The 25172-nt window shown below is 65.4% G+C and carries 20 protein-coding genes; 9 read left to right on the top strand and 11 right to left on the bottom strand.

Features of this window, described 5'->3' with window-relative positions:
* Positions 1–18 precede the first annotated feature (18 nt).
* Positions 19–474, top strand: a complete 456-nt coding sequence (locus FHS03_RS10630) for a hypothetical protein (protein ID WP_183440960.1) — start codon at positions 19–21, stop codon at positions 472–474.
* A gap of 73 nt (positions 475–547) precedes the next feature.
* A complete protein-coding gene (locus tag FHS03_RS10625) occupies positions 548–970 on the top strand; it encodes an OsmC family protein (RefSeq protein WP_183440959.1) in 423 nt (140 codons plus the stop codon).
* 17 nt (positions 971–987) lie between these two features.
* Here the strand turns inward: FHS03_RS10625 and coq7 are convergent, their stop codons facing one another.
* Both coq7 and FHS03_RS10615 read right to left on the bottom strand, forming a co-directional pair.
* The gene (gene coq7, locus FHS03_RS10620) at positions 988–1632 is read right to left on the bottom strand and encodes a 2-polyprenyl-3-methyl-6-methoxy-1,4-benzoquinone monooxygenase (protein WP_183440958.1); all 645 of its coding nucleotides are present in this window, start codon (positions 1630–1632) and stop codon (positions 988–990) included.
* Between the two features lie 33 nt (positions 1633–1665).
* On the bottom strand, positions 1666–2178 hold the full coding sequence (locus FHS03_RS10615; RefSeq protein ID WP_229426154.1) for a hypothetical protein: 513 nt from the start codon (positions 2176–2178) through the stop codon (positions 1666–1668).
* A 165-nt stretch (positions 2179–2343) separates the two neighbouring features.
* On the opposite strand from FHS03_RS10615, the gene FHS03_RS10610 reads away from it, so the two are divergent.
* Together FHS03_RS10610 and FHS03_RS10600 are read left to right on the top strand one after the other, a co-directional pair.
* Positions 2344–3237: an ABC transporter ATP-binding protein gene (locus FHS03_RS10610; protein ID WP_183440957.1), complete on the top strand. Its 894-nt coding sequence runs from the start codon at positions 2344–2346 to the stop codon at positions 3235–3237.
* A 6-nt stretch (positions 3238–3243) separates the two neighbouring features.
* Positions 3244–6936 (top strand): ABC transporter permease/M1 family aminopeptidase, encoded by a 3693-nt coding sequence (locus tag FHS03_RS10600; protein WP_229426153.1) that lies wholly within the window; start codon positions 3244–3246, stop codon positions 6934–6936.
* A 16-nt stretch (positions 6937–6952) separates the two neighbouring features.
* Here the strand turns inward: FHS03_RS10600 and FHS03_RS10595 are convergent, their stop codons facing one another.
* Together FHS03_RS10595 and FHS03_RS10590 are read right to left on the bottom strand one after the other, a co-directional pair.
* On the bottom strand, positions 6953–7423 hold the full coding sequence (locus FHS03_RS10595) for a GNAT family N-acetyltransferase (RefSeq protein ID WP_183440956.1): 471 nt from the start codon (positions 7421–7423) through the stop codon (positions 6953–6955).
* 82 nt (positions 7424–7505) lie between these two features.
* Positions 7506–8444: a LysR family transcriptional regulator gene (locus tag FHS03_RS10590; protein WP_183440955.1), complete on the bottom strand. Its 939-nt coding sequence runs from the start codon at positions 8442–8444 to the stop codon at positions 7506–7508.
* Positions 8445–8539: 95 nt separating this feature from the next.
* Between FHS03_RS10590 and FHS03_RS10585 the strand changes: the two genes are divergently transcribed.
* Complete coding sequence (locus FHS03_RS10585; RefSeq protein ID WP_229426152.1) at positions 8540–9229, top strand: hypothetical protein; 690 nt, start codon at positions 8540–8542, stop codon at positions 9227–9229.
* Between the two features lie 149 nt (positions 9230–9378).
* Here the strand turns inward: FHS03_RS10585 and FHS03_RS10580 are convergent, their stop codons facing one another.
* The 4 genes from FHS03_RS10580 to FHS03_RS10565 all read right to left on the bottom strand — a co-directional run bounded on the left by FHS03_RS10580 (position 9379) and on the right by FHS03_RS10565 (position 15293).
* Entirely contained in the window at positions 9379–12057 is a 2679-nt protein-coding gene (locus tag FHS03_RS10580) for a DNA topoisomerase III (protein WP_183440954.1), read from the bottom strand.
* A 258-nt stretch (positions 12058–12315) separates the two neighbouring features.
* The gene (locus tag FHS03_RS10575; RefSeq protein ID WP_183440953.1) at positions 12316–12780 is read right to left on the bottom strand and encodes a Smg family protein; all 465 of its coding nucleotides are present in this window, start codon (positions 12778–12780) and stop codon (positions 12316–12318) included.
* Positions 12781–12834: 54 nt separating this feature from the next.
* Entirely contained in the window at positions 12835–14190 is a 1356-nt protein-coding gene (gene dprA / locus FHS03_RS10570; protein ID WP_371871648.1) for a DNA-processing protein DprA, read from the bottom strand.
* A gap of 8 nt (positions 14191–14198) precedes the next feature.
* On the bottom strand, positions 14199–15293 hold the full coding sequence (locus FHS03_RS10565; RefSeq protein ID WP_183440952.1) for a LysM peptidoglycan-binding domain-containing protein: 1095 nt from the start codon (positions 15291–15293) through the stop codon (positions 14199–14201).
* 197 nt (positions 15294–15490) lie between these two features.
* Here FHS03_RS10565 and def point away from each other — a divergent pair, with 197 nt between their 5' ends.
* The 3 genes from def to metH all read left to right on the top strand — a co-directional run bounded on the left by def (position 15491) and on the right by metH (position 21085).
* Complete coding sequence (gene def, locus FHS03_RS10560) at positions 15491–16033, top strand: peptide deformylase (RefSeq protein WP_183440951.1); 543 nt, start codon at positions 15491–15493, stop codon at positions 16031–16033.
* 73 nt (positions 16034–16106) lie between these two features.
* Positions 16107–17063: a methionyl-tRNA formyltransferase gene (gene fmt, locus FHS03_RS10555; protein WP_183440950.1), complete on the top strand. Its 957-nt coding sequence runs from the start codon at positions 16107–16109 to the stop codon at positions 17061–17063.
* 239 nt (positions 17064–17302) lie between these two features.
* Complete coding sequence (metH, locus tag FHS03_RS10550) at positions 17303–21085, top strand: methionine synthase (protein WP_183440949.1); 3783 nt, start codon at positions 17303–17305, stop codon at positions 21083–21085.
* A 137-nt stretch (positions 21086–21222) separates the two neighbouring features.
* Here metH and FHS03_RS10545 read toward each other — a convergent pair whose 3' ends face one another.
* From FHS03_RS10545 to FHS03_RS10535, 3 genes are read right to left on the bottom strand one after another with little or no spacing between them, the layout of a single operon-like run.
* Positions 21223–22506, bottom strand: a complete 1284-nt coding sequence (locus FHS03_RS10545) for an ABC transporter permease (RefSeq protein ID WP_183440948.1) — start codon at positions 22504–22506, stop codon at positions 21223–21225.
* A 9-nt stretch (positions 22507–22515) separates the two neighbouring features.
* On the bottom strand, positions 22516–23457 hold the full coding sequence (locus tag FHS03_RS10540) for an ABC transporter ATP-binding protein (protein ID WP_183440947.1): 942 nt from the start codon (positions 23455–23457) through the stop codon (positions 22516–22518).
* 59 nt (positions 23458–23516) lie between these two features.
* Positions 23517–24797, bottom strand: coding sequence for an EAL and HDOD domain-containing protein (locus FHS03_RS10535; protein ID WP_183440946.1), 1281 nt, complete (start codon positions 24795–24797; stop codon positions 23517–23519).
* Between FHS03_RS10535 and FHS03_RS10530 the strand changes: the two genes are divergently transcribed.
* Complete coding sequence (locus tag FHS03_RS10530; protein WP_183440945.1) at positions 24777–25067, top strand: hypothetical protein; 291 nt, start codon at positions 24777–24779, stop codon at positions 25065–25067. The two genes, FHS03_RS10535 and FHS03_RS10530, sit on opposite strands and share 21 nt — an antisense overlap.
* Positions 25068–25172: the final 105 nt, after the last annotated feature.

Genomic DNA, 25172 nt, shown 5'->3' with positions numbered 1-25172 from the left:
CTAGAAAAGGGCCAAAAAATGAGCTACCCCATCTCCATCCCCCTCCGAGCCGACCTCTTCCACGTTATCCGTGAGCACGTCGGCGAAGGCTATTTCGGCGACAAGGCAGAAGCAGCGGTTAATGAGGCGGTGAGCGCCTGGCTGGCGGCCCAGTCCGCCCCGACACCATGCGGCAAGGCGGATGCCGGCAGTACCAACACCGGCGTCAACGCCGCCGCGCCCCACCGCGGCTACCAATGGAAGCAGCTGTTTCTGCCCGAAGGCACCCTGCTGCGCACAGCCTTTCGCGGCCACACCCGCTACGCCACCGTGGACGGCGAGCACATCGTCTATGCCGGCCGGACGCTCACCCCGTCCGCCTTCGCCAACCTGCACGGCTGCGGCCAGCGCAACGCCTGGCACGCCATCTGGCTGCGCCTTCCCGGCGCAGCGGATTGGAGCTTGGCGCAAGACTGCCGGCCGGCCAGCACCTAAGAAAACCCGGCGCCAGCCTGCACAGGCCGCGCCCCTCCTTTACAATGCAGGCACAACTTTTCTGGAGAACGCAATGGAAGTGAAAGTCAGCTGGAATGGCCCGTCGGGCATGAGTTTCCGTGCCGAAACCGGCTCCGGCCATATGGTGACGATGGATGGCGCGCCCGAGGGCGGCGGCCACAATCTGGCGCCGCGCCCGATGGAGATGGTCTTGCTCGGCACCGGCGGCTGCACCGCTTACGATGTGGTGCTCATCCTCAAGCGCGGCCGCGAAGATGTGCGCGGCTGCGAGGCGACGCTGAAAGCCGAACGCGCCGACAGCGACCCGAAAGTGTTCACCAAGATCCACTTCCACTTCACCGTCAGCGGCAAGAACCTGAAGCCGGCCGCGGTCGAACGCGCCGTCAACCTGTCGCACGAGAAATACTGCTCGGCCTCGATCATGCTGGCCAAGACCGCCGAGATCACCCACTCCTTCGAGATCGTCGAAGCGTAAGCGCCCGGCCGCGCGGTTTAGAGGTAGTAGGTGCTGCCCGTCATCAGCTTGGACATGGCTTTCATGACCAATTGCACCGGCGCCGGCGTCTGCGCCGCGCCCATGGCCTGGGCGGCGGCGCCGTGTTCGATTTCATCGAGGCGCATCTGCTCGACGATGGCGCGCGACTTGGCGTCCTGCGGCGGCAATTTGTCCAGATGGCTGGCCAGGTGCGCTTCGACCTGGCGCTCGGTTTCCACCACGAAGCCCAGGCTGTGCTTGTCGCCCATATAGGCCGCCGCCGTACCCAGCGCATAAGCGCCCGCGTAGAACAGGGGATTGAGCAGGCTGGTGCGCGAACCGAGTTCACCGAGGCGCTGCGCGGTCCAGGCCAGGTGGTCTTCTTCCTCGCGGCTGGCATGTTCGAACTGGACGCGCATGACCTCGCTCTTGGCAAAGCGCGCCTGCGAATTGTAGAGCGCCTGGGCCATCACCTCACCCACATGGTTCACGCGCATCAGGCCGGCGCTATGGCGCTGCTCGGCCTCGCTCATTTCGGCGTCGGCCGCGTGCACCGCCGGGTTCGGGCGCGAGGCCGCCGCGACGCCGGCAATGACGCGCAAGGCCTTGTCGGCGCTGCTGATGAAACGGTCCAGGGGGGTGTGATAATGCTTGGCTGCCATGGTGATCTTGTCCAGCTTGGTCAGAAAACCACATTATAGCCCCGGCGCCGCCCCGCTTTCATCGTCCCCGCCGGCCGCGCGCGCCGCCGCCGCCTGTTCCTCGCGCGCTTCGCGCAGCAGGCGCTGGCGCTCGATCCAGTCGGCCACCGGTCCGCGCACATCAATGCCCGACAAATCCTTGGCCACGCCCAGGTTCAGTCCCAGCAGGAAGGGAATCGAATCGACCGGCACGGCCGGGAAGTGCTCGGCAAAGGCGCGCAGGAAGCGCGGCGAATCGACCACGCGGATGACTTTTTCCCCGCTCATGTATTGCAGGATGCTGGTGATGCTGTGGCCCGGCCCGATCGACTGGTAGATGAAGCGGTTGACGTCCTTGTCGAGCGCCTTGAAATCGATGGCTTCCTGGGTCATCAGGCTGGCCAGATAGCACAGGCCGAGCGCGACGCGGAAAAAGCCGGTGGCCTCGGCCCGCGTCACGCCGGCGCGCGTGATGGCCAGGATGTGCTCGCGCGTGGCCGGCCCCAATTGGTCTGCGTGTTTATTCATGGCTGGACTATAGCGGCTGGCGCCCCCGTTTCCGCACTCTGGCGCGTCCAAAATGCGGCCCATCGCAGGAAAGCCCCCCGGCTGTCGCGTTTTCAATACAATGCGAGCATGGAAAAGGCCATTGTATACGAGAACCGTGTTGCACCACGGAAATGAAAGGCAGGCATGGAATTACGTATCAGCAACTTGTCCAAGACCTATGCGAATGGCGTGGTCGCCCTGGACAATCTCTCGCTCACGATCCCGGTCGGCATGTTCGGCCTGCTCGGCCCGAACGGCGCCGGCAAATCGACGCTGATGCGCACCCTGGCCACGCTGCAGGAAGCCGACACCGGCTCGGTCTTCTTCGGCGAGTACGATGTGCTGGACGAAAAAGACGCGATCCGCCGCCTGCTCGGCTACCTGCCCCAGGATTTCGGCCTCTACCCCAAGGTCACGGCCTATGAGCTGCTCGAGCACTTTGCCGTGCTCAAGGGCCTGGGCAACCGCGCCCAGCGGCGCGACGTGGTCGATGCGCTCTTGCAGCAAACCAATCTGTTCGAGCTGCGCCACCGCCGCCTCGGCACCTTCTCGGGCGGCATGCGCCAGCGCTTCGGCATCGCCCAAGCCCTGCTGGGCGACCCCAAGCTGATCATCGTCGACGAGCCGACGGCCGGCCTCGACCCGCAGGAACGGGTGCGCTTCCACAACCTGCTGTCCGACATCGGCGCCGAACGCACCGTGATCTTGTCCACCCACATCGTCAGCGACGTGGCCGACCTGTGCTCGACCATGGCCATCATCAACCAGGGCCACCTGCTGCTGGCCGGCCCCACCCAGCAACTGATCGACGACATCAGCTGCAAGATCTGGGCACGCTTCGTCGAGAAAAAGGATTTACTGTACTTCCAGCAGCGCCATGCCGTGATCTCGACGCGCCTGCTGTCGGGGCGCACCCTGGTTCACGTCTACAGCGAGGACGATCCCGGCGACGGCTTCGAGGAAGCCATCGGCGACCTCGAGGATGTGTATTTCGCCACCATCGCCGGCCGCCATGGCGCCGCCGACCGCTGCGACTGAGCCCCCATGTTCGCCATCGCCGTTTTTGAAGCCCGCCAGCGCCTCAAGCTGCTCTCGACCTGGGTCTATTTCGCCCTGTTCCTGGCCCTGTCCATGCTGTGGATGGCCGCCGCCGGCGGCGTCTTCAAGGAAGCCCACGTGAGCTTCGGCGGCCGCGCCCTGATCGACGCGCCGCGCTCCATCCTGCTCACGGCCAGCTTCCTCGGCTGCTTCGGCGTGATCGTCATCGCCGCCATGATGGGGCGGGCGCTGCAGCAGGACTTCGAATACGAGATGCAGCACTTCTTCTTCAGCGCGCCGATCCGCAAGCACCAGTATATGTTGGGCCGCTTCTTCGGCGCCTGCGCCGTGCTGGCCGTGGTCTTCGCCAGCATCCTGCTCGGCACCTGGCTCGGCACCTTCCTGCCCGGCGTCGAACCGGAGCGCCTGGCCGGCGCCGGCGCGCTGGCCTATCTGCGTCCCTACGCCATGACCCTGCTGCCGAATATCTTCATCTTCGGCAGCCTGTTCTTCGTGCTGGCCGCGCTGACGCGGCGCATGCTGCCGGTGTATATCAGCAGCGTGGTGATGCTGGTGGGCTATCTGGTGGCGCCCGGCCTGGCGCGCGACCTCGACTACAAAACCCTGGCCGCGCTGATCGATCCCTTCGGCACCACGGCGGTGATCCACCTGACCGAATACTGGCCGGCGGCCGAGCAGAATAGCCGCCTGGTGCCGCTGGAAGGGGTGTACCTGCTGAACCGCCTGCTGTGGTCGTCCTTCGCCCTGGTGGTGCTGCTACTGGGCTACTGGCGCTTCCACTTCGTCAGCAATGTCGAACATGGCGGCGCGCGCAGCGCCGCGGCCGAGCGCGATGGCGACAGCGCCGGCGGCGGCAGCGGCCTGGCCGGCGCCGCCGCCGTGACGGCGGCCGGCATGGCATCCGGCCTGCCGCCCGGTGCGCCGGCCGGCTTGGCGGCCGGCGGCGCGCTGGCGCGCGGCGCGGCGCTGCGCCTGCCGCAGGCGGTACCGGATTACGCGCCGGGCCGCCTGCCCGGCCTGCTGCTGCGCATGACCTGGCTGAACCTGCGCGAAACGGTGAAGAATGTGTATTTCGCCGTCATCGTGCTGGCCGGCCTGCTGACCGTGGTCGCCGGCGCGCTCGACCTGGGCGCCATCTATGGCACCAGCACCTATCCCGTCACCTACAAGGTGCTGGAACTGGTGACGGGCGGCTTCGCCCTGTTCATGCTGGTGCTGACCACCTTCTACGCGGGCGAGCTGGTGTGGCGCGAGCGCGACCAGCGCGTGGCCCAGATGTTCGACGCGCTGCCGGTGCCGAGCTGGCTGCCGCTGCTGGCCAAGCTGTGCGCGCTGTACGGCGTGCAAATCCTGGTGCTGGCCGCCACCCTGCTGTGCGGCATCGCCATCCAGCTGGCCAAGGGCTATTTCCACCTGCAACTGGGCCTGTATTGCCAGACCCTGTTCCTGATCGAACTGCCCACGTATATGCTGCTGGCCACGCTGGCCTTCGCCGTGCAGGTGCTGCTCAACCACAAGTACGCGGCCCATCTCGTGATGATCCTGTACTACGCGGCCAGCCTGACCTTGGGCGGCCTCGGCCTGGAACACCCGATGCTGCTGTACGCCAGCGCGCCCGAGCTGCTGTATTCGGACATGAATGGCTTCGGCCACTTCCTGGCGCGCCAGCGCTGGTATCAGTTGTACTGGTCGGGCGCGGCCCTGATGCTGCTGGTGCTGGCGCGTATTTTCTGGCCGCGCGGCGCCAACGACGAGCGCAAGATGCGCCTGCAACTGGCGCGCCGCGCGCTGAGCGGGCCGGTGCTGGCCGGCTTCAGCGTAGGCCTGACCATCTTCCTCTGCGCCGGCGGCGTGCTCTACTACAACCTGCACATCCTCAACGACTACAAATCCGAATACCGGCGCGACGCCGAGCGCGCCGATTACGAGCGCCAATACCGCGCGCTGGCCGACACGCCGCAGCCGCGCATCACCGACGTCAAGCTCGACATCGACATTGAACCGGAACGCCGCCGCCTGCTCGCCAAGGGCCGCTACGTGCTCGAAAACAAGAGCAGCGTGCCGATCCGCCTGCTCTACCTGCAACAAGACCCGCAAGGCAAGCTGCGCGCCCTGCGCCTGCCCCAGCCCAGCCAGCAGACCTTGAAGGACGAGCGCCTCGGCTTCCACGCCTACCGTCTGTCGACGCCGCTGGCGCCGGGCGCCAGCCTGGCGCTCGAATTCGAAGTCGAGTACGCGCCGCGCGGCATCCTCGGCCTGGGCCAGGACACGCCCGTGCTGGGCAACGGCACTTTCTTCGACAACAGCCATCTGCCGCATATCGGCTACCAGCGCCACGCCGAGCTGCGCGATCCGCGCGACCGCAAGAAGCATGGTTTGCCGCTGCGCGCGCGCGCCCTGCCACGCGACGATCCCAAGGGCCTGGCCGACAACTACCTGGGCAGCGACGCCGACTGGGTCGGCTTCGAAGCGACCCTGAGCACCAGCCCCGACCAGATCGCCATCGCGCCCGGCCAGCTGCAGCAGGAGTGGAGCAAGGGCGGGCGCCGCTACTTCCACTACCGCATGGACCAGCCCATCCTGAACTTCTATTCCTTCCAGTCGGCGCGCTACGCCGTGCGCCATGACTGGTGGCAGGACGTGGGCATCGAAATCTATTACCAGCCCGGCCACGAGTTCAACCTCGACCGCATGAGCAAGGGCATCAAGGACGCGCTCGAGTACTACAGCAAGCACTTCAGCCCCTACCAGCACAAGGTGCTGCGCATCGTCGAATTCCCGCGCTACCAGGACTTCGCGCAATCCTTCCCCAACACCATTCCGTATTCGGAAGGCATCGGCTTCCTGGCGCGCGTCGACGACAAGAATCCGAAAGACATCGACTACCCGACCTATGTCACGGCGCATGAAGTGGCGCACCAATGGTGGGCCCACCAGCTGGTGGGCGGCAATACGCGCGGCGCCACCGTGCTCAGCGAAACCCTGGCCGAGTATTCGGCGCTGATGGTGATGAAAAAGGCCGTCGGTCCGGCGCGCATGCGCCGCTTCCTGGCCTACGACCTGCACAATTATCTGCACGGCCGCGCCATGGAACGCGACCGCGAGCTGCCGCTGGCCGACAATGAAGACCAGCCCTATATCCATTACCGCAAAGGCAGCCTGGCCATGTACCTGCTGCAGGACATGCTCGGCGAAGAGCAGGTCAACCGCGTGCTGGCCGGCCTGCTCAAGCAGCACGCCTTCCACGGCGCGCCCTACCCCAGCGTCAACGCCCTGGTCCAGGGCCTGCGCCAGATCGCGCCGCCCGCGCAGCAATACCTGATCGACGACTTGTTCGAGCATATCGTGCTGCACAATAACCGCGCCATCGCCGCCAGCGCGCGCAAGCTCGGCGACGGCCGCTACGAAGTGAGCATCAGCGCCCAGGCCGGCAAGGCGCGCGCCGATGACCAGGGCGCGGAAAAAGAAGTGGCGCTGCGCGACTTGATCGAAATCGGCGTCGACGACAAGGAAGGCCGCAGCCTGCTGCGCGAGCGCAAGCTGGTCACGGCCAAGCAGAATGAGTTCAAGGTGATCGTCAACGGCCGCCCGGCGCGCGCCGGCATCGACCCGGACAACAAGCTGATCGACCGCAATCCCGACGACAATATGATCGCGGTCGAGCTGCGCGCGCCGTAGGGCGCGGCGTCAAGCTTCAGGCCTTGTCCATGTACACGCAATCGAGCTGCATGCCGGCCGGATGGGCGTACTGCGCATCGCGCCGGCGCACGAAGCCGACCGCCTCGTAGAAGGCGACGGCGTTCAGCGCCGCGTACAGGAAGAGCGGACGCGCCAGCGCCAGCGCATCGGCCCGCGCTTCGAGCCCGGCCAGCAGGCGGCGGCCCACGCCGCGCCCGCCCTGCTCCGGAGCGACAAACACCGCTTCGACTTCGCCGCTGGCCGTGTCAAGAATCGCATACCCGAGCAGCACCTCGCCTTCGCGCGCCAGCAGGCCGCCGCCCTGGGCCAATAGCCGCAGATAGCTGTCCGGCGCGGACGTGGACGCCCAGCGGGCGATGATGTCCGGCGCGTAATGGCTGACGCAGGAAGTGCGCACGGCGCGCGTGCGCAGGGCCCACATGGCGGGAATGTCGGCGGCGGAAGCCGAGTGAAGGCTGATCGTCATGCGTCGAGTCTGCCATAAAAGCGCGTGCCCCGCACAACCGCGCATGGGGCTGCGCCGGCAGCCCGCCCCAGGGCGGACCGCGCTAAGCGGCCGCGCCGGCCAGCTGCTGCGCCAAGGCTTGCAGCCAGGCGGCCGCGTGCTTGCGCTTCCACACCAGGTACACGCTTTCCTCGCAATGGAAGGGACAGTCGCTGACGCGGATGCGGCGCAAGTCCGGATCGGCCAGCGCGAAATCGGGCAGATAGGCCAGCGCCTGGCCCGCCTTCACCAGGGCCAGCAGCAGTTGCAGATCGTCGGCCCAATAGCGGATGCGACGCGGCAGCTGGTCGTCGCGCCAACCGTCCGACCGCGAACCGCGCCGCGCGCCGCAGAACGGCGATTGCGAGGGACAGACGAAATCATGGGCCAGCACGCGCGCGCTGTCCGTGACGAGGACGGCCGCCTGATCCGCGCCGGCGCTGCCTGCCGCCGCCAACTCCGCCGCCAGCGGATGGCTGCGGCCCGCCACCAGGCGCAAGCTCAAGGTCCCCAGCGGCGTGGCCTCCCACTCCTCCGACCAATGCTCGCCCCGGCCCTGCACCACATCGCCCGTCACCAGGGCCGCGCCGATCTCGCCGCGCTCGAGCGCCGCCAGCGCCTCATCCTCGTACAGGGCGTGCAGGCGCAGGCTCGCCTCGGGCCAGGCCCGCAGCGCGTCCGACAGGGCCACGCCGTGCCGCCACAGCAGGATGGCCGGGCCGCCGACGCGGCAATCGACGCTGGCACGCTCGCCCTGCAGGTCGCAGCGCGCCTGGTCGGCCAGCGCCAGCAGGGTCTGGGCACGCTGCACCAGCATGCGGCCGCTGCTGTTCAAGGCAAGCTGGCGCGCGCTGCGGTCGAACAGCGCCGTGCCCACATGCTCCTCCAGCCGCTTCAAGGCCTTGGAAACGGCCGAGGTGGTCAAATGCATTTCCAGCGCCGCCGCCCCCAGCGAGGGCTGCTGCGCCGCGCTCAGAAAGATGCGCAGGTCGGACAGGTTCATCGTTTCCTGTTTGGATACAGTGATTGAAATTAAATTGATTTACGCGACAGCAAGCGCAGCATACCATGTGCCCTATACGTAAAACCCTTAGAAGCATGATGCAAGTGACACGCCGGCGCCTGGGCGCCATCCTGATCGGCTGGCTGCTGGCCGCCCCGGCCCTGGCCGCCCCGGCCACCTTCGGCACCCATGGCATGGCCCTGTTCGGCAACCATGACGGCTTGTACGCCTCGCACCTGCCGATGTTCCACGGCCCGCACGACTACCAGCTCATCATCCAGTTCCACGTCGCCGATGCCGGCCTCGACGCCACCCTGCGCAACCGCCTCGAAGGCAAGCCCATGCTATGGACCATCGATCCCGAAAAGTTCGAGCTGGACCGCCTGGCGCCGAATTCGCCGACGCCGCTGCGCCACTTCAAGGCCGACCTCGTACTCGGCCATTTCGAGCACGACGGCAAGGTCCAGTACAGCGACGTCACGCTCGTGGTCGACAAGGTATTGATGTACCGCCAGCTCGCGCCGGCCGTGCGCGTCAACCCGGTCGCCAGCTATGTGCGCATCGGCGAAGGACGGCAACGCTTCCTCGTCAAGGAAATCGACAGCCGCCCCGACTTCGACCACATCGTGGCTTACCGCAGCGACAGCGAAGCGCGCCCGGTGCGCGTCAACGTCGCCAAGCCCCACCTGGGCGAGCCCAGCCCCGCCGCCCTCGCCGGCGCCCTCGGCCTGCCGCGCAAAGCCATCCTCGGCACCGTCTACTACTACACCGACGACCTGCGCTAAAGCGTCTCCATCCGACCCAGCTCAAAACCTGCGGGCGCGGCCTATACTACAGTGAGCAACATCAGCAGCTCTTCGCCGAAAGCCGCCCGCGCGGTGGCATAAAAAAACGGGACCGCGAAGGTCCCGTTTTGCTTGCTGCTGCGATGCCTTTAGCTGGCGGCGACGGTCTTTTTGGCGGCGGCTTTTTTGGCTGGCGCCTTTTTCGCTGCCGGCTTGGCGGCCGTGGTTTTGGCGGCCGTGGTTTTCGCGGCGGCGGCTTTCTTCACGGCGGGCTTCTTGGCTGGCGCGGCTTCGGCGGCGCCTTCCGCCCCGTCCTCAGCGGCGGCGGCCTTGCCCTTGGCGGGCGCTTTGGCCTTGCGCTCTTCGAACTCGAAGCTGATCTTGCCGTCCTTGCCCCGTACCAGGAAGGCCTTGAACGGACGGCGCGTGCGCTGCGAGATGAAGCCGGGCAGCAGGTCGGTCTTGCCGTCGTTGAGCAGCTTGGCCATCTGCTCGGGCAGGATTTCCTGCTGCAGGATGATGCGGCCGCTGCGGAAATCGCAAGTCTTGGGCTTGGCCACGGTGTGCTCGCACACATAGGCCAGGCCCATTTCATAGACCTTGCCTTCGCACTTCGGACAAGGGCCGAGCGGGGTCTGCTCGCTGAAATCGACGCCCTCGCCGTCTTCGCCTTCCTCATCGTTCTGGCCGAAGTCGAACTCCAGCTTGAAGTTCTTGATTTCTTCGTCGCGCACGATGCGCAGGATGGCGGCGAACGGACGCCCCATCTTCGAGCGGAAGCCTTGCAGCGGGCCGATGGTGCGTTCCTTCAGCAGCTCCTCCACCTCGGCGATCTCGAACTGGCGGCTGCCCGGCGTTTTGCTCATCGAGAATTCGCACTTGGTGCAGCCGAAGCGGCGGTAGTTTTCCTTGACCACGCCGCCGCAGTTCGGGCAAGGCGTGTGCAGGGTCGCGTAGTCGCCGGGGATCGTGTCGTTATCGTATTCCTTGGCGCGCTTGACGATGATCTGGGTCATCTGGGCGATTTCGCGCATGAACTCTTCACGCGAGATGCGGCCCTTTTCCATCTGCGACAGCTTGTATTCCCATTCGCCGGTCAGCTCGGGCGCGGTCAGCTCGTTTACGCCCAGGCCGCGCAGCAAGGTCATCAGCTGGAAGGCCTTGGCCGTCGGCATCAACTCGCGGCCTTCGCGCAGCAGGTATTTCTCGGTCAGCAGGCCTTCGATGATGGCCGCGCGCGTCGCCGGCGTGCCCAGGCCCTTGCCGGCCATCGCATCGCGCAGCTCGTCGGAGTCGACCAGCTTGCCCGCGCCTTCCATGGCCGACAGCAGGGTCGCTTCCGAATAGCGCGCCGGCGGCTTGGTCACCAGGCCATTGGCCGTGACTTTCTCGGTCTGCACCTTCTCGCCCTTGGCCACCGGCACCAGGTTGCCGCCGCCTTCCTTGTCGTTCTCGCTGGCGACATCCTTGCCGTACACGGCCAGCCAGCCCGGGTTCGTCATGACCTTGCCCTCGGTCTTGAACTTGTGGCCCGAGACTTCGGTAAAACGGGTGGTGACCTGGAATTCGGCGGCCGGGAAGAACACGGCCATGAAGCGGCGCGTTACCAGGTCGTACAGCTTCTGTTCCGGCTCGGACAAGCCCTTCGGCGCGATGCCGGTCGGGATGATCGCAAAGTGGTCGGAAATCTTCGTGTTGTCGAAGATGCGCTTGTTCGGCTTGAGCCAGCCCTTGTCCAGGATCTGCTTGGCGAACTGGTGGTAGTTATTGTTCTGCATCACCGTTTCCAGCGTCTGCTTGACGGTCGGCAGATAGTCTTCCGGCAGGTGGCGCGAATCGGTACGCGGGTAGGTCAGCACCTTGTGCTTCTCGTACAGCGCCTGGGCCAGGCCCAGGGTGTTCTTGGCCGAGAAGCCGAAGCGGCCGTTGGCCTCGCGCTGCAGGCTGGTCAGGTCGAACAGGGCCGGCGCCATCGAGGTGGTCGGCTTCGATTCCTCGCTGACGATGCCGGGCTTGCCGCGGCAGGCGGTGGCGATGGAGTCGGCGGCCGCCTTGCTCCACAGGCGCTCGGCGCGCTTCTCGGGATCGGTCTCGTCTTTCTTGAACTTGTCGTCCAGCCAGCGGCCCTCGTAGATGCCGGCCGCGCAAACGAATTCGGCACGCACTTCCCAGTAGTCGCGCGCCACGAATTTCTTGATCTTCTCTTCGCGCTCGACCACGATGGACAGGGTCGGCGTCTGCACCCGGCCCACCGTCGTCAGGTAGAAGCCGCCCTCTTTCGAGTTGAACGCCGTCATGGCGCGCGTGCCGTTGATGCCGATCAGCCAGTCCGCCTCCGAGCGGCAGCGCGCGGCGTCGGCCAGCGGCAGCATTTCCTCGTCCGAGCGCAGGTGGGCGAAGCCGTCGCGGATGGCGGTCGGCGTCATCGATTGCAGCCACAGGCGCTGGATCGGCTGCTTGGCCTTCGCGTTTTGCGCGATCAGGCGGAAAATCAGCTCGCCCTCGCGCCCCGCGTCGCATGCGTTGATCAGGCCGGTGACATCCTTGCGCTTGATCAGCTTGTTCAGTACCTTGAGCCGGCTTTCCGTCTTGGCGATCGGGTTCAGCGCGAAGTACGGCGGGATCATCGGCAGATGGGTAAAGCTCCATTTGCCGCGCTTGACGTCGTGCTCTTCCGGCACGGCGATTTCCAGCAAATGGCCAACCGCCGAGGACAGCACATACTCGTCGGATTCGAAGTACTCATCGTGCTTGGTAAAGCCGCCAAGCGACTTCGCGATGTCGTTCGCGACAGAAGGCTTCTCGGCGATGATGAGGGTTTTACTCATGTTTTTTTGTTCTCGTAAGGGCTGGGTTTGGATTTACGGCACGCGCATGATACATGGCATTGCCGCTTTGCCGAAATTTTCTACGGCGCTATCAAGCTTGCACTATTATCAAGGCGACCATGATAAGCGCGCCGGCGCGCCCTCGGCAAGCACCGCCGGCCTGGCGGCGCCGGCACGGGACTGCGGCTGGCGGCGCCGTGTTTTAAATGTTACGGAATTGGCGGGCGCCAGGCAAATCCTGTGGCGCCGACGGTGTTTTCAGTGCAGCTGGCGCGGCGCCTGGTCTTCGTCCGAACCGAACAGGTCGTCGAACATCAGCGCGTCCGGTTCCTTGCCCTGGCTCCACAGCAGCATCAGCACGATGATCTTCAGCTTGCCCAGCGACACCGGCGACTCGTCCAGCGCCAGCGCGCGTTCGACCACGATTTCGCGTTGCAAGGGAGTCAAGACCTTGGCGCTTTCCAGGAACTGGATGAAGCCGATGGCCGGTGCGCCCAGCGCATCCTGTTCCTGCATCACATAGAAGCGCGTGCCGGTCGAGGCCGCCGTCAGGGAATGCTCGATGCCCGCCATCGCGGTCAGGTCGGTGAGCCAGACCAGGGCCTCGGAAATCTCCACATCGTCGAAACCGACGGCCGACAGCTTGCGCGCCAAGGCGGCCGGTTCCGGACAGGCCTCGGGGCGGTAATAAGTCTCGTAGAGATAAACAAGGATGTCGAACATGACGCTACTCTATCAGCATCAAATGGCGGCGCACAAGCCCCGCGCGTTTCGTGCTCAGCCGGCCAGCCGGCGGAAGGCGCCGCCCGGCAGACGTTCGACCGCGCCAGCCAGTTCCAGCGCCAGCAAATGCACTTGCACCATGCTAGTGGCAAGCTGCAGGCGCGCCGCCAGCGCCCCGGCCGGCAAGGGATCATGCCCCAGCGCGGCCAGCAGACGGTCGGCGCAAGCGCTCCATTGAGGCGGCGCCGCCACAACCGCCGCCGCAGCGGCATGAGCGCTTGTATCCACGGCGGGATCGGCGGCCGCGTGGCCGGCCAGCGGCGCGGCTGAACATTCCGGCAAGCTTGCCTCCCAGCCTAGTTCCTCCAGCACATGCTCGACCGTATCGACCAGCTTGGCGCCCTCTCTAATTAATATATGGCAGCCCTTGCTCAGCGGCGAATGGATGGAGCCGGGAATGGCGAACACGTCGCGGTTCTGGACTAAAGCTTGGCGCGCCGTGATCAGCGAACCGGAACGCTCGGCCGCCTCCACCACCAGCACGCCGCGCGCCAGACCGCTGATGATGCGGTTGCGGCGCGGGAAGTGGTGGTCGCGCGGCGGCGTGCCGAGCGCGAATTCGCTGAGCAGGCAGCCCTGTTCGGCGATCTGGCGCGCCAGCGCGGCATTGCGGCGCGGATAGATGCGGTCGGCCCCGGTGGCGATCACGGCGATCGTCGACGCGGCGCCCGCCAGACCGCCGCGGTGGGCAGCGGCATCGATGCCCAGGGCCAGCCCCGAGACGATGCCCAGGCCGGCCGCCGACAGCGCCTGCGCGAAGCGCTGGGCATTGGCCTCGCCCTGCAGCGAGGCATTGCGGCTGCCGACGATGGCCACGGCCGGCGCCTGCAATAGCTCGACGCGCCCTTTTACGTACAACAACAATGGCGGATCAGCAATCTGCAGCAACAAGGGCGGATACGCCGGATCGTGCAAGCTCAGCACGCGGTTGCCCGGCTCCTGCAGCCAGGCCCAGGTCGCTTCGCTGAGCCGCTGCAATTCGGCCGAGACCGGCGCGGCCAGCGCTTGCGCCTGGCGCGCCGTCAAGCGCGCCGGCGCCTGCTCCGGCACCCGGCTCTCGCGGCTGGGCGGAAACGCTGCCGCGTCGGCCGCGTCGCCGTCGCTCAACAGCACTGCCGCTGCGGGCGGCTGGGCGCGGGCTGGCTCGGCAAGGGCGCCATCGGGGATGACGGTATTGCCCGCTGCACCGCCAGCCTCGGCGGCAGCGAACAAGGCTTGCGGGCTGCCATAGCTGTCGAGCAGGGTGCGGGCGCTGACGCGGCCCAGGCCCGATGTCTGCTCTAGGCGCAGCCAAGCCGCCAGGGACGCGTAGTCCAGGCTGGCGGCAACAGGGGAATCCGTGACTTGCACGGCGAACCTCACTCAGGCGTTTTGGCGACGTCGCCCACCACGATCGGTTCCGTCACCTGCATGATCAGGCCGTAGGAAATATGCTTGAACACGCGGAAGATAAACAGGCTGCCCACGGCTTCGTCCGGCAGCCTGACCTGCGGCCGCTTCAGGTTCAGCCAGCCGCGGCTGGCATCCGGATCGTCGACCGACTGTCCCCTATGGTATAGCTGCAAAACGGAGCCGAGTTCGAGTCCGTCAAGCTTTCCGCGATTAATGCTGACAATCTGGTTTTGCCCCGCGTGGGTGACGCCGCCATACACTGCCAGCACCATGGCGTCGACCGCCACGGCCGGCGCGTGCGGCACGTAATTGCGCATGGGCGCCGGCGGCGTCTGCATCAGCAGATCGCCCTTGCCCATCTCCTCCTTGGCGCTGGACACGGTAAAGGTGTGCACCTCGCTGCCGGCCTCGGCCGCACGCACCAGTTTCAGCGTGCCCAGGTAAAACGCTTCCTGCCCCACCACCTGCTTGGTCAGCGGGTCCTTCAGCGGTTTGCCGGGCCGGAACACCTGGAAGGCCGTGCCGCCGCGCAAATCGCCTTTGACATAGGCCTTGTCGCCCTTGCCGATAAAGACCCGGCCCTCGTGCGCGCCGATGATGCGCGGCGCCCCTTGCAGCTCCTCTTCCTCGATGATCAGGGGCTGGCTCAGGAACGGTTCGATGGCGCCGGAAGGAATCGACGGCACGGCGTCGCGCCCCAGGCCTTCGGTGCGCAACTGGGGCGCGAGGCGGAAGTCGGACGCGCCGCTGCTCTCGCCATCCTGCGGCTTGCCCAGGCGCAGGCGGCCGGCGGCGCGGTCGAGGTAGATGATCTGGCCCGGATAAATCCAGTGCGGATTGGCGATTTCCTCGCGGTTCATGCCCCACACCTGGGGCCAGCACCAGGGTTTATCGAGGAATTTGCCGGCAATATCCCACAGCGTGTCGCCGCGCACCACGGTGTGCTGCTCGGGAGCGTTGGCTTTGAATTCGCACGTCAGCGCCAGGGCCGGCAGCGCAACGGCACCGGAGATCAGGACGGCGCCGAACAGGCGCGCGCCGACTGTGCTAAAATTTTTCATGAAAAGATTCCGTGAAGTGCAGCACTGACGGAAGGCCGGCCTCGCATGCACATGCTTGCCGAACTGAATCAAATTCTGCCCATAAAACCCTGAACTAGCAAGCGAAACCAGACAGCACCAGCCTTGGCGCTGCCGGCCTTTCCGCGATTGTTGCGCCGTACGCGGCACTTTATTATCAAGCCATTAAGCCCTATCGAATGTCGAAACTGAATATCCTCCGCTATCCCGATCCGCGCCTGCACAAGGTCGCCAAGCCCGTCACCGTCTTCGATGCCCGCTTGGCCAAGCTGGTCGAGGACATGGCCGAAACCATGTACGACGCGCCCGGCATCGGCCTGGCCGCCACCCAGGTGGACGTGCACGAACGCGTGGTCATCGTCGACATCTCCGAAACCAAGGACCAGCTGACCGCCTTCATCAACCCGGAAGTGGTCTGGGCCAGCGAAGACAAGCACGTGTACGAAGAAGGCTGCCTGTCCGTGCCCGGCATTTACGACGGCGTCGAGCGTCCGTCCCGCGTCAAGGTCCGCGCCCAGGACGTCAAGGGCGAATTCTTCGAGATCGAAGCCGACGAGCTGCTAGCCGTCTGCATCCAGCACGAGATGGACCACCTGCAAGGCAAAGTCTTCGTCGAATACCTGTCGCCCTTGAAACGCAACCGCATCAAGACCAAACTGCAGAAAGAAGAACGCGCCATGGGCAAGGAATACGGCCCGCGCGCCATGGGCGGCCGCCGCTAAGCCGTCCGCAGCCAGCAATGGCAGAGCAGGGACACCGGCCGGCGCCCCTGCGACAACAAGAAGAGGAAGTCCGATGAAAGTGATCTTTGCCGGCACGCCCGAATTCGCGGCCGTCGCCCTCCAATCCCTGCACCAAGCAGGCTTCGACATCCCCCTGGTCCTGACCCAGCCCGACCGCCCCGCCGGCCGCGGCCTGCAGCTGCAGCCTTCCGCCGTCAAGCAGTACGCCGTCAAGCATGGCATCGAGGTGCTGCAGCCGCTGTCGCTGCGCATGGACAGCAAGGACCCGCAGCGCGCCGCCGAAGCGCAAGCCGCACACGCGCGCCTGCTGAGCACCGATTACGATGTGATGGTGGTGGCCGCCTATGGCCTGATCCTGCCGCGCGCCACGCTCGACATCAAGCCCTGCCTGAACATCCACGGCTCCGTGCTGCCGCGCTGGCGCGGCGCCGCGCCGATCCACCGCGCCATCGAAACGGGCGACGCCGAAACGGGCATCACCATCATGCAGATGGAAGAAGGCCTGGACACCGGCCCCATGCTGCTGATCGAGCGCACCCCGATCGGCCCGCAAGACAGCACCGCCACCCTGCACGACAAGCTGGCCGCCATGGGCGGGCACATGATCGTCAAGGTGCTGCGCAAGATGGAACAGGGCGTGGTCGAAGCCGTGCCGCAGCCGGAAGAAGGCGTGACCTACGCCGCCAAGATCGCCAAGGAAGAAGCCGCGCTCGATTTCAGCCAGTCCGCGCGCGACATCGGCCGCAAGATCCGCGCCTTCAATCCCTTCCCCGGCGCGCATGCGGCGGTGAACGGCACCACCATCAAGCTGTGGGGCGCCGAACTGCTCGAACAGAACAGCGGCGCCGCGCCGGGCCAGGTGCTGGCCGCCGACGCCACGCATGGCATCGTCGTCGCCTGCGGCAACGGTACCCTGCGCCTGACCGAGCTGCAAAAACCCGGCGGCAAGCGCCTGCCCGCCGCCGAGTTCATCAAGGGCTTCCCGCTCGACGGCCTGCGCTTCGCGTAATCTGCGTTTCACCTAATGCCTGCGGGCCGCGCCGCGCATGGCGCGGCCCGCCAGCGACTCGGGCTGCAGCGCAGCCCGCCCCTCCTCACGCGGCAATCCAGCCGCGATCCGGGGCGGGATTTGTGCACTTCCTTCACACCTACTCGGCTTGCGGGAAACAATCTTGTGCGATGCCGTATAATTTTAGACCCGGCGAAATCCGCTGCGCCGCCGTCCGCCCTATCCTTGGAAAATAGCAAATGACTAAAAACGTAAGCCATGCCGCCGTGTCCAAAACCGAAGCCCAGCTGCGCGAGATCCTGTCCCAGCGCATCATGTTCCTCGACGGCGCGATGGGCACCATCATCCAGCAGTACAAGCTGGACGAACAGGCTTACCGTGGCGGCCCGGCCGGCCGCTTCGCCGATTTCGCCGCGCCCGCGGGCAGCGGCGCGCGCGAGCTTTTCGTCAAAGGCAATAACGAGCTGCTGACGCTGACCCAGCCCCACATCATCCAGGAAATCCACGAGCGCTATCTGGCGGCCGGCGCCGACCTGATCGAAACCAATACCTTCGGCGCCACCGGCATCGCCCAGGACGACTATCACATGGCCCACCTGGCCTATGAGATGAACGTGGAAGCGGCGCGCCTGGCGCGCGCGGCGACGGCCAAATACAGCACGCCGGACAAGCCGCGCTTCGTCTGCGGCGCCTTTGGCCCGACGCCGAAGACCGCCTCGATTTCGCCCGACGTGAACGACCCGGCGGCGCGCAACGTGACCTTCGACCAGCTGGTGGCGTCCTACCATGAGCAGATGCGCGGCCTGGTCGACGGCGGCGTCGACGTGCTGCTGGTGGAAACCATCTTCGACACCCTGAACTGCAAGGCGGCGCTGTTCGCCATCGACCTGTATTACGAAGAGCATCCGCAGCAGGAACGCCTGCCGCTGATGATCTCGGGCACCGTGACCGACGCCTCCGGCCGCATCCTGTCCGGCCAGACCGTACCGGCCTTCTGGAACTCGGTGCGCCACGCCCGTCCGCTCACCATCGGCCTGAATTGCGCGCTGGGCGCGGCCCTGATGCGTCCCTATGCCGAAGAGCTGTCGCAGATCGCCGATACCTTCGTCTGCATCTATCCGAACGCCGGCCTGCCCAACCCGATGAGCGACACCGGCTTCGACGAGCTGCCGGCCGACACCTCTTCCCTGCTGCGCGAATTCGCCGACGCCGGTTTCATCAACGTGGCCGGCGGCTGCTGCGGCACCACGCCCGACCACATCCAGGCCATCGCCGAGCTGCTGAAAACGGCCACGCCGCGCGCCGTGCCGCGCGTGCCGGTGGCGCAGCGCCTGTCCGGCCTGGAACCGTTCACCATCGACGACGACTCGCTCTTCGTCAACGTCGGCGAGCGCACCAACGTCACCGGCTCCAAGGCGTTTGCGCGCATGATCCTCAACGAGCAGTATGACGAGGCCTTGTCGGTGGCGCGCCAGCAGGTGGAAAACGGCGCCCAGGTCATCGACATCAATATGGACGAGGCCATGCTCGATTCGCTGGCCGCCATGACGCGCTTCCTGAACCTGATCGCCTCCGAGCCGGACATCTCGCGCGTGCCCATCATGATCGACTCGTCCAAATGGTCGGTGATCGAGGCGGGCCTGAAATGCGTGCAGGGCAAGTCCATCGTCAACTCCATCTCGATGAAGGAAGGCGAGGAAGAATTCATCCGCCAGGCGCGCCTGTGCCGCCGCTACGGCGCCGCCGTGATCGTGATGGCCTTCGACGAAACCGGCCAGGCCGACACCTACCAGCGCAAGATCGAAATCTGCGGCCGCGCCTACAAGGTGCTGACCGAGCAGGTCGGCTTCCCGCCGGAAGACATCATCTTCGACCCCAATATCTTCGCCGTCGCCACCGGCATCGAGGAACACAATAACTACGCGGTCGACTTCATCGAAGCCACGCGCTGGATCAAGAACAATCTGCCGCACGCGAAGATTTCGGGCGGCGTCTCGAACGTCTCCTTCAGCTTCCGCGGCAACGACCCGGCGCGCGAAGCCATCCACACCGTCTTCCTCTACCACGCCATCAAGGCCGGCATGACCATGGGTATCGTCAACGCCGGCATGGTGGGCGTCTACGACGACCTGGCACCGGAACTGCGCGAACGCGTGGAAGACGTGGTGCTGAACCGCCGCGACGACGCCACCGAGCGCATGATCGAATTCGCCGGCACGCTGAAGGCCGGCGGCAAGCAGGAAACCCAGAACCTGGAGTGGCGCAAGGGCACGGTGCAGCAGCGCCTGTCGCACGCCCTGGTGCACGGCATCACGCAGTGGATCACGGAAGACACCGAGGAAGCGCGCCAGGAACTGCTGAACAACGGCGGCCGTCCGATCAATGTGATCGAAGGCCCGCTGATGGACGGCATGAACGTGGTGGGCGACCTGTTCGGCCAGGGCAAGATGTTCCTGCCCCAGGTGGTGAAATCGGCGCGCGTGATGAAGCAGGCCGTGGCCCACCTGATCCCCTTCATCGAGGAAGAGAAAAAGGCCGAGGAAGCGCGCACCGGCATCGTCGCCAAACCGAAGGGCAAGATCGTCATCGCCACCGTCAAAGGCGACGTGCACGACATCGGCAAGAACATCGTCTCCGTGGTCCTGCAATGCAATAACTTCGAAGTGGTGAATATGGGCGTGATGGTGCCCGCCTCCGAAATCCTGGCGCGCGCCAAGGTGGAGAATGCCGACATCATCGGCCTGTCCGGCCTGATCACGCCCTCGCTCGAAGAGATGGCCCACGTCGCTAAGGAAATGCAGCGCGACGAGCACTTCCGCATGCTCAAGATTCCGCTGCTGATCGGCGGCGCCACCACCAGCCGCGCCCATACGGCCGTGAAGATCGCCCACAACTACGAAGGCCCGGTGGTGTATGTGCCGGACGCCTCGCGTTCGGTGTCCGTGGCGCAGTCCCTGCTGACGCCAGAGCAGCGCGACAAATACATCGAGGAAGTCGAGCAGGACTACGCCCGCCTGCGCGAACAGCACGCCAACAAGAAAGCCCTGCCGACCGTTTCGCTGGCGGCGGCGCGCGCCAACAAGATGAAGCTGGAATTCAAACCGGTCAAGCCCAAGTTCGTCGGCCGCCGCGTGTTCCGCAACGTCGACCTGGCCACCATTGCCCAATACATCGACTGGGGACCGTTCTTCCAGACCTGGGACCTGGCCGGCCCCTATCCCGCCATCCTCAGCGACGAAGTGGTGGGCGAAGCGGCCACCAAGGTGTTTGAAGAAGGCCAGGCCCTGCTCAAGAAAATCATCGACGGCCGCTGGCTCACCGCCAACGGCGTGATCGCCCTGCTGCCGGCCAACAGCGTCAACGACGACGACATCGAAATCTACACCGACGACACGCGCGCCGAAGTGGACTTCACCTACTACGGCCTGCGCCAGCAAGGCCTGAAGCCGGTGATCGAAGGCGTGCAGCGCCCCAACCAATGCCTGGCCGACTTCATCGCCCCGAAAAGCTCGGGCCACAAGGACTATATCGGCATGTTCGCCGTGACGGCCGGCCTGGGCATCGAAAAATACGAAAAGCGCTTCGAGGACGCGCATGACGACTACTCGTCCATCATGCTCAAATCGCTGGCCGACCGCCTGGCCGAAGCCTTCGCCGAATACCTGCACGAACGCGTGCGCAAAGACCTGTGGGGCTATGCCGCCGACGAACAGTTGCCGAACGAGGCGCTGATCAAGGAAGAATACAAGGGCATCCGCCCCGCGCCCGGCTATCCCGCCTGTCCCGAGCACACGGTCAAAGCCGATATGTTCAAGACCCTGAACGCCGAAGAAATCGGCATGGAACTCACCGAATCGTTCGCCATGTTCCCTGGCGCCGCAGTCTCCGGCTTCTACTTCGCCCACCCGGCCTCGAAATACTTCACCGTCGGCAAAATCAGCGAAGACCAGGTTGCCGACATGGCGGCCCGCCGCCATGTCGAAAAGTCCGAACTCGAACGCTGGCTCGCCCCCAACCTCTGACGTTTGCGCTAAATCAAAGAATGTCCCACCCTGGTGTCAGGCACCAAGGTCGGACATTTGCTGATCTGGATCAAAGAATGTCCGACTCCAGTGCCTGACACCAGGGTTGGACATTTGTTGAGGAAGATCAAACGGGACTACGCTTGCTGGCGGCGGAAGCGCCAGATGGCTAAACCGGCGAAAGCGGCGGCGAAAGCGAGTTGCACGGCGGCGCTGCGCAACGCGACGTCCATGCCGAGGCCGCGCCAGGTGACGGCGTCCAGTCCGTCCACTGCCCAGCGCGTGGGGATGACCACCGTCGCCGCCTGCATCCATTCCGGGAAGACGAAGGATGGCACCCAGGCGCCGCCCAGCATGACCATGATCAGCGTGGCGAAGACGGCCATGCCGCGCGCGGCTTCGGGCGTGCGGCCGAAGGCAGCGATCAGCAGGCCGAAGCTAGCGGTCATCAGCGCGAACGCGGCGCCCACCACCACAAATCCCGGTAGATTGCTGATCTCGACCTTGAAGATCAGTACCCCGCACAGGAAGATCGCGGCCAGCAGCCCGAGCGAGATCAGGGCGCCAGAAATGGCGCGCGACAGCAATATCTGCGATTGGCTCAGCGGCGCGGCCAGCAGGCGGCTCCAGATGCCCATGCGGCGCGCCAGCAGGATGCTGATGCCGATATCGATCCCCATCATCAGGATGAACTGCACGCTCATGCCGGCGAAGGAGTGGGCGTAGCCATTGTATTTGGGGCCGGAGCTGAGCGCTTCATCCTTGGTCGAGAAGGGCATGCTCAGGCCGGCCTGCCCTTTGCCGCTGCCGCCGGCCAGCTTGTCCTCATGGGCCTGGAACTTCTGCAGGCTGCCGAGCAGGTCGTGCAGCGCGGCCGCGTCGGGGTCGTTGGAACGCTCGCCTTCCAGCGCTTTCAGGCTGGTGTCGGTGAACTGGCGGCCCGTCGCGCCGCCGAACATTTCGGCGCTCACGGTCTGCATCACCTGCTGCGTCAGCAAGCCTTTGACCATGGCCAGCACGGTCGATTGGGAGGGATCGTAGAACATCGGGATTTCCGGCTTGCCGCCGGCGCTGAACAGGGCCGTGCCGGCCGTTTCGCCGAAGCCGGACGGGATCACCACGGCCACCGCCAGCTTGCCTTCGCGCACGCGGGACTGGGCTTCTTCCAGGCTCAATTCCGCCACGCGCAGCGAGCTTTCGGCTTTCAGGCCTTCGGCGATTTTTTGGCCGATGGCGCCCTGGTCTTGCTGCACCAGGCCGATATCGATCTTGCCGGTATTGGCGCCGCCGCCGGCGCCGCCGAACAGGGAACCGAAAAAGGCGGCCAGCACCACCGGCATCAGGAGATGCAGCAGCAAGGCACGCTTGTCGTTGAGGTAGAGGATCAGGTCTTTGCGGACCAGGGCTTTCAATGCGGTCATATTGGCTCCTTAGTCGCGCAGGCTGCGCCCGGTCAGGTTGAGGAAGATGTCTTCCAGATTGGCGCGCGCAGTGGCGAAGTGCAGGAAGCGGCAGCCCTGCCCTTCCAGCCAGCGCAGCACGGCGCTGGCCTGGTCCTGCGCGGCCAGGCCGACGTTCAGCGTGGCGCCTTGCTGCTGCACCGTGGTCACGCCCGGCTGGCGCGCCAGCGCGGCCGTCAGCGCCTCCGATGGCGCGTCCGCCAGTTCGACTTGCAGCGCCGCCTGCGCCGGCAGGCGGCGGTACAGGTCGGCCGGGCTTTCGTCGGCCAGCACCTTGCCGTGGTCGATGATGACGATGTGGTCGGCCAGGCGCTCCACTTCCTCCATATAGTGGCTGGTGTAGATCAGCGAGCGGCCCTGGGCCTTGAGCGCTTCCAGCGTGTCGAAGATGGCGTTGCGGCTTTGCGGATCGACGCCGACGGTCGGCTCGTCCAGGATCAGCAATTGCGGATCGTGCAGCAGCGCGGCGGCGATGTTCAGGCGCCGCTTCATGCCGCCGGAGAAGGTGGCCGGCTTGTCCTGCGCGCGGTCGGCCAGGCGCACCAGCTCCAGCACGGCCAAGCAGCGTTCCTTGAGCGGCGCGCCTTTCAGCCCGTACAGGGCGCCGAACAGTTTGAGGTTTTCCAGCGCCGACAACTCTTCGTACAAGGCCAGGTCTTGCGGCACGAAGCCGATCTTGCGCTTGGCCGCGTTCTGGCCCTGGCCCACGGCTTCGCCGTCGAGCAGCACCGTGCCGCCATCGCTGGCCAGCAGGCCGCAGATCATGCCCACCGTGGTCGATTTGCCGGCGCCGTTCGGCCCCAGCAAACCGACAGTTTGTCCACGCAAGACCTGGAAGGACACGCCATCGACGGCGCGCCGGTCGCCGTATGACTTGGATAGCTTACTTACACTCAGTAATACATGCGTCATCAACGATCCTCAATAAAAAACGGCGCCGAAAACGGCGCCGCTGCTACGAAAAATCCGGGTCAGATGGCGTAACGGACGACGTTGTCGCTCCATTCGAAAGCGGCCATTTCGAGTTCCACCAACTCGTCGGTGGAAACGGCCAGGTCGCGCAAGGTGGGGATGATGTAGCCATCCATGTCCTCGATGCGCTCGATGCATTCGGCCAGCTTGAGCAGGTCGCCGAAGAAGCTGCCGCGGTACATCAGGGCGTCGGCTACCTCGTCGCTGACGGGAATCTGGGCCAGGATTTCGGCCATGGGAATGCCGAACAGGGTGTCCATCAGCGACATGATGCCGACCGTGAAGGCGGTATCGGCCACGTGGCGCTGGCTCGGGCGCAGCTTGTTGGCCAGCAGTTCCAGCAGACGACCGCGCGTGGTGGCCAGCATGAGCAGCGGGCTCATATTCTGGCCACGCTTGCTCGGTTCGGCGTACAGCATGATCTGCAGCCAGCGCTGCAATTGGCGGCGGCCCAGGATGGTGACGGCTTGGCTCAGGGAGTCGATGCGCTGGCGCGCGCCCACGGCCGGCGTGTTCACCAGGCGCAGCAGGTTCAGGGCCAGCGAGACGTCGCGCTTGATGGCGCGCTCGATCTCGGCATTGTCGGCATCCGAAGTCACCAGGGTCATCAGCTCCAGCACGGCCAGCTGCGAGGGCGAGAGCTTCTTGCCGCTCATGATGACGGGCTTGGCGAAGTAATAGCCCTGGAAGTAATCGAAGCCGAGGTCGAGGCAGGTCTTGAATTCGTCGCGGTTTTCGACTTTTTCGGCGATCAGCTTCTTGCTTTCCTGCTTGAAGCGCGGCGCCAGTTTCAGCAGCGCGTCGAGCGAGGCATCGCGCATGCTCATCTTCACGTATTCGGCCAGCGGCAGCAGCTCGGCCAGCGAGCTGGCGTCGCCGCGCACATCGTCGAGCGCGAAGCGGAAGCCATGGCCGGCCAGTTCCTGCATGCGCGCCAGCAGGGCCGGCGTGGTCTTCAGCGAAGCGGTCACTTCCAGCACCACCTTCTCGCGCGGCAGGAAGCCGAAGATATCGCTCAGAATGGCGTCGCCGTCGACATTGACGAAGCCGAGCGCGTCGCCAATGGTTTTTTCCATGCCGAGCTGGGAAGCGTGGGCGATGACGGCGGCGGTGGCACTGAGTTCGGTCTCAATGATGGCAGGCCCGACTGGAGCGTTGCGAAAAAGCAACTCGTAGCCGAATAAAGCCTGGTTCCGATCCAAGATCGGCTGCCGGCCCAGGTAAAACTCGCGTACGCGCAAGGTTTTGGAGGCCGGATCGTGGCTGGAGAGATCGATCATGTCCTGAATCATTCTGGTCGGGTGAGCGCCTGGTGGGCGCGAAAACCGTATTTGTCTTATTTTTCTATTATTTTGACATTAATCAGCAGTAATGTCTCCCTTTATCGCACACTCGTGCCCCTGGAGCGGCACGCCATCGACAAAACATTGCAACTCGCCGGCGCCGAACGCGGTCCGGTTTTCGTGCTGCGCAGGGGGAACGATGAGGTGGGTGTCGGCGCGGCCGCCGCGCAGGGCGCAGCCGGTGAGGCGGCATCGGTCGGGTCCTGACGATGCATCCCCGGCAGGCGGCATATGGCGGCTGTGGCGCCGGTCACGCCAAGCCAGCCATAGCATGCCGGCCGCCGCGGCGGGGACGCGGCGGCAGTGGCCCGC

Origin of the sequence: Pseudoduganella violacea (genome assembly GCF_014191875.1) — a bacterium.
Classification (GTDB): Bacteria; Pseudomonadota; Gammaproteobacteria; order Burkholderiales; family Burkholderiaceae_D; genus Rugamonas; species Rugamonas violacea_A.
This window is presented reverse-complemented; position numbering and strand designations above follow the sequence as displayed.

Coding starts and splice junctions, on each gene's coding strand:
- FHS03_RS10630 (WP_183440960.1), top strand. CDS start 19: ATGAGCTACCCCATCTCCATCCCCCTCCGAGCCGACCTCTTCCACGTT.
- FHS03_RS10625 (WP_183440959.1), top strand. CDS start 548: ATGGAAGTGAAAGTCAGCTGGAATGGCCCGTCGGGCATGAGTTTCCGT.
- coq7 (WP_183440958.1), bottom strand. CDS start 1,632: ATGGCAGCCAAGCATTATCACACCCCCCTGGACCGTTTCATCAGCAGC.
- FHS03_RS10615 (WP_229426154.1), bottom strand. CDS start 2,178: ATGAATAAACACGCAGACCAATTGGGGCCGGCCACGCGCGAGCACATC.
- FHS03_RS10610 (WP_183440957.1), top strand. CDS start 2,344: ATGGAATTACGTATCAGCAACTTGTCCAAGACCTATGCGAATGGCGTG.
- FHS03_RS10600 (WP_229426153.1), top strand. CDS start 3,244: ATGTTCGCCATCGCCGTTTTTGAAGCCCGCCAGCGCCTCAAGCTGCTC.
- FHS03_RS10595 (WP_183440956.1), bottom strand. CDS start 7,423: ATGACGATCAGCCTTCACTCGGCTTCCGCCGCCGACATTCCCGCCATG.
- FHS03_RS10590 (WP_183440955.1), bottom strand. CDS start 8,444: ATGAACCTGTCCGACCTGCGCATCTTTCTGAGCGCGGCGCAGCAGCCC.
- FHS03_RS10585 (WP_229426152.1), top strand. CDS start 8,540: ATGATGCAAGTGACACGCCGGCGCCTGGGCGCCATCCTGATCGGCTGG.
- FHS03_RS10580 (WP_183440954.1), bottom strand. CDS start 12,057: ATGAGTAAAACCCTCATCATCGCCGAGAAGCCTTCTGTCGCGAACGAC.
- FHS03_RS10575 (WP_183440953.1), bottom strand. CDS start 12,780: ATGTTCGACATCCTTGTTTATCTCTACGAGACTTATTACCGCCCCGAG.
- FHS03_RS10565 (WP_183440952.1), bottom strand. CDS start 15,293: ATGAAAAATTTTAGCACAGTCGGCGCGCGCCTGTTCGGCGCCGTCCTG.
- def (WP_183440951.1), top strand. CDS start 15,491: ATGTCGAAACTGAATATCCTCCGCTATCCCGATCCGCGCCTGCACAAG.
- fmt (WP_183440950.1), top strand. CDS start 16,107: ATGAAAGTGATCTTTGCCGGCACGCCCGAATTCGCGGCCGTCGCCCTC.
- metH (WP_183440949.1), top strand. CDS start 17,303: ATGACTAAAAACGTAAGCCATGCCGCCGTGTCCAAAACCGAAGCCCAG.
- FHS03_RS10545 (WP_183440948.1), bottom strand. CDS start 22,506: ATGACCGCATTGAAAGCCCTGGTCCGCAAAGACCTGATCCTCTACCTC.
- FHS03_RS10540 (WP_183440947.1), bottom strand. CDS start 23,457: ATGACGCATGTATTACTGAGTGTAAGTAAGCTATCCAAGTCATACGGC.
- FHS03_RS10535 (WP_183440946.1), bottom strand. CDS start 24,797: ATGATCGATCTCTCCAGCCACGATCCGGCCTCCAAAACCTTGCGCGTA.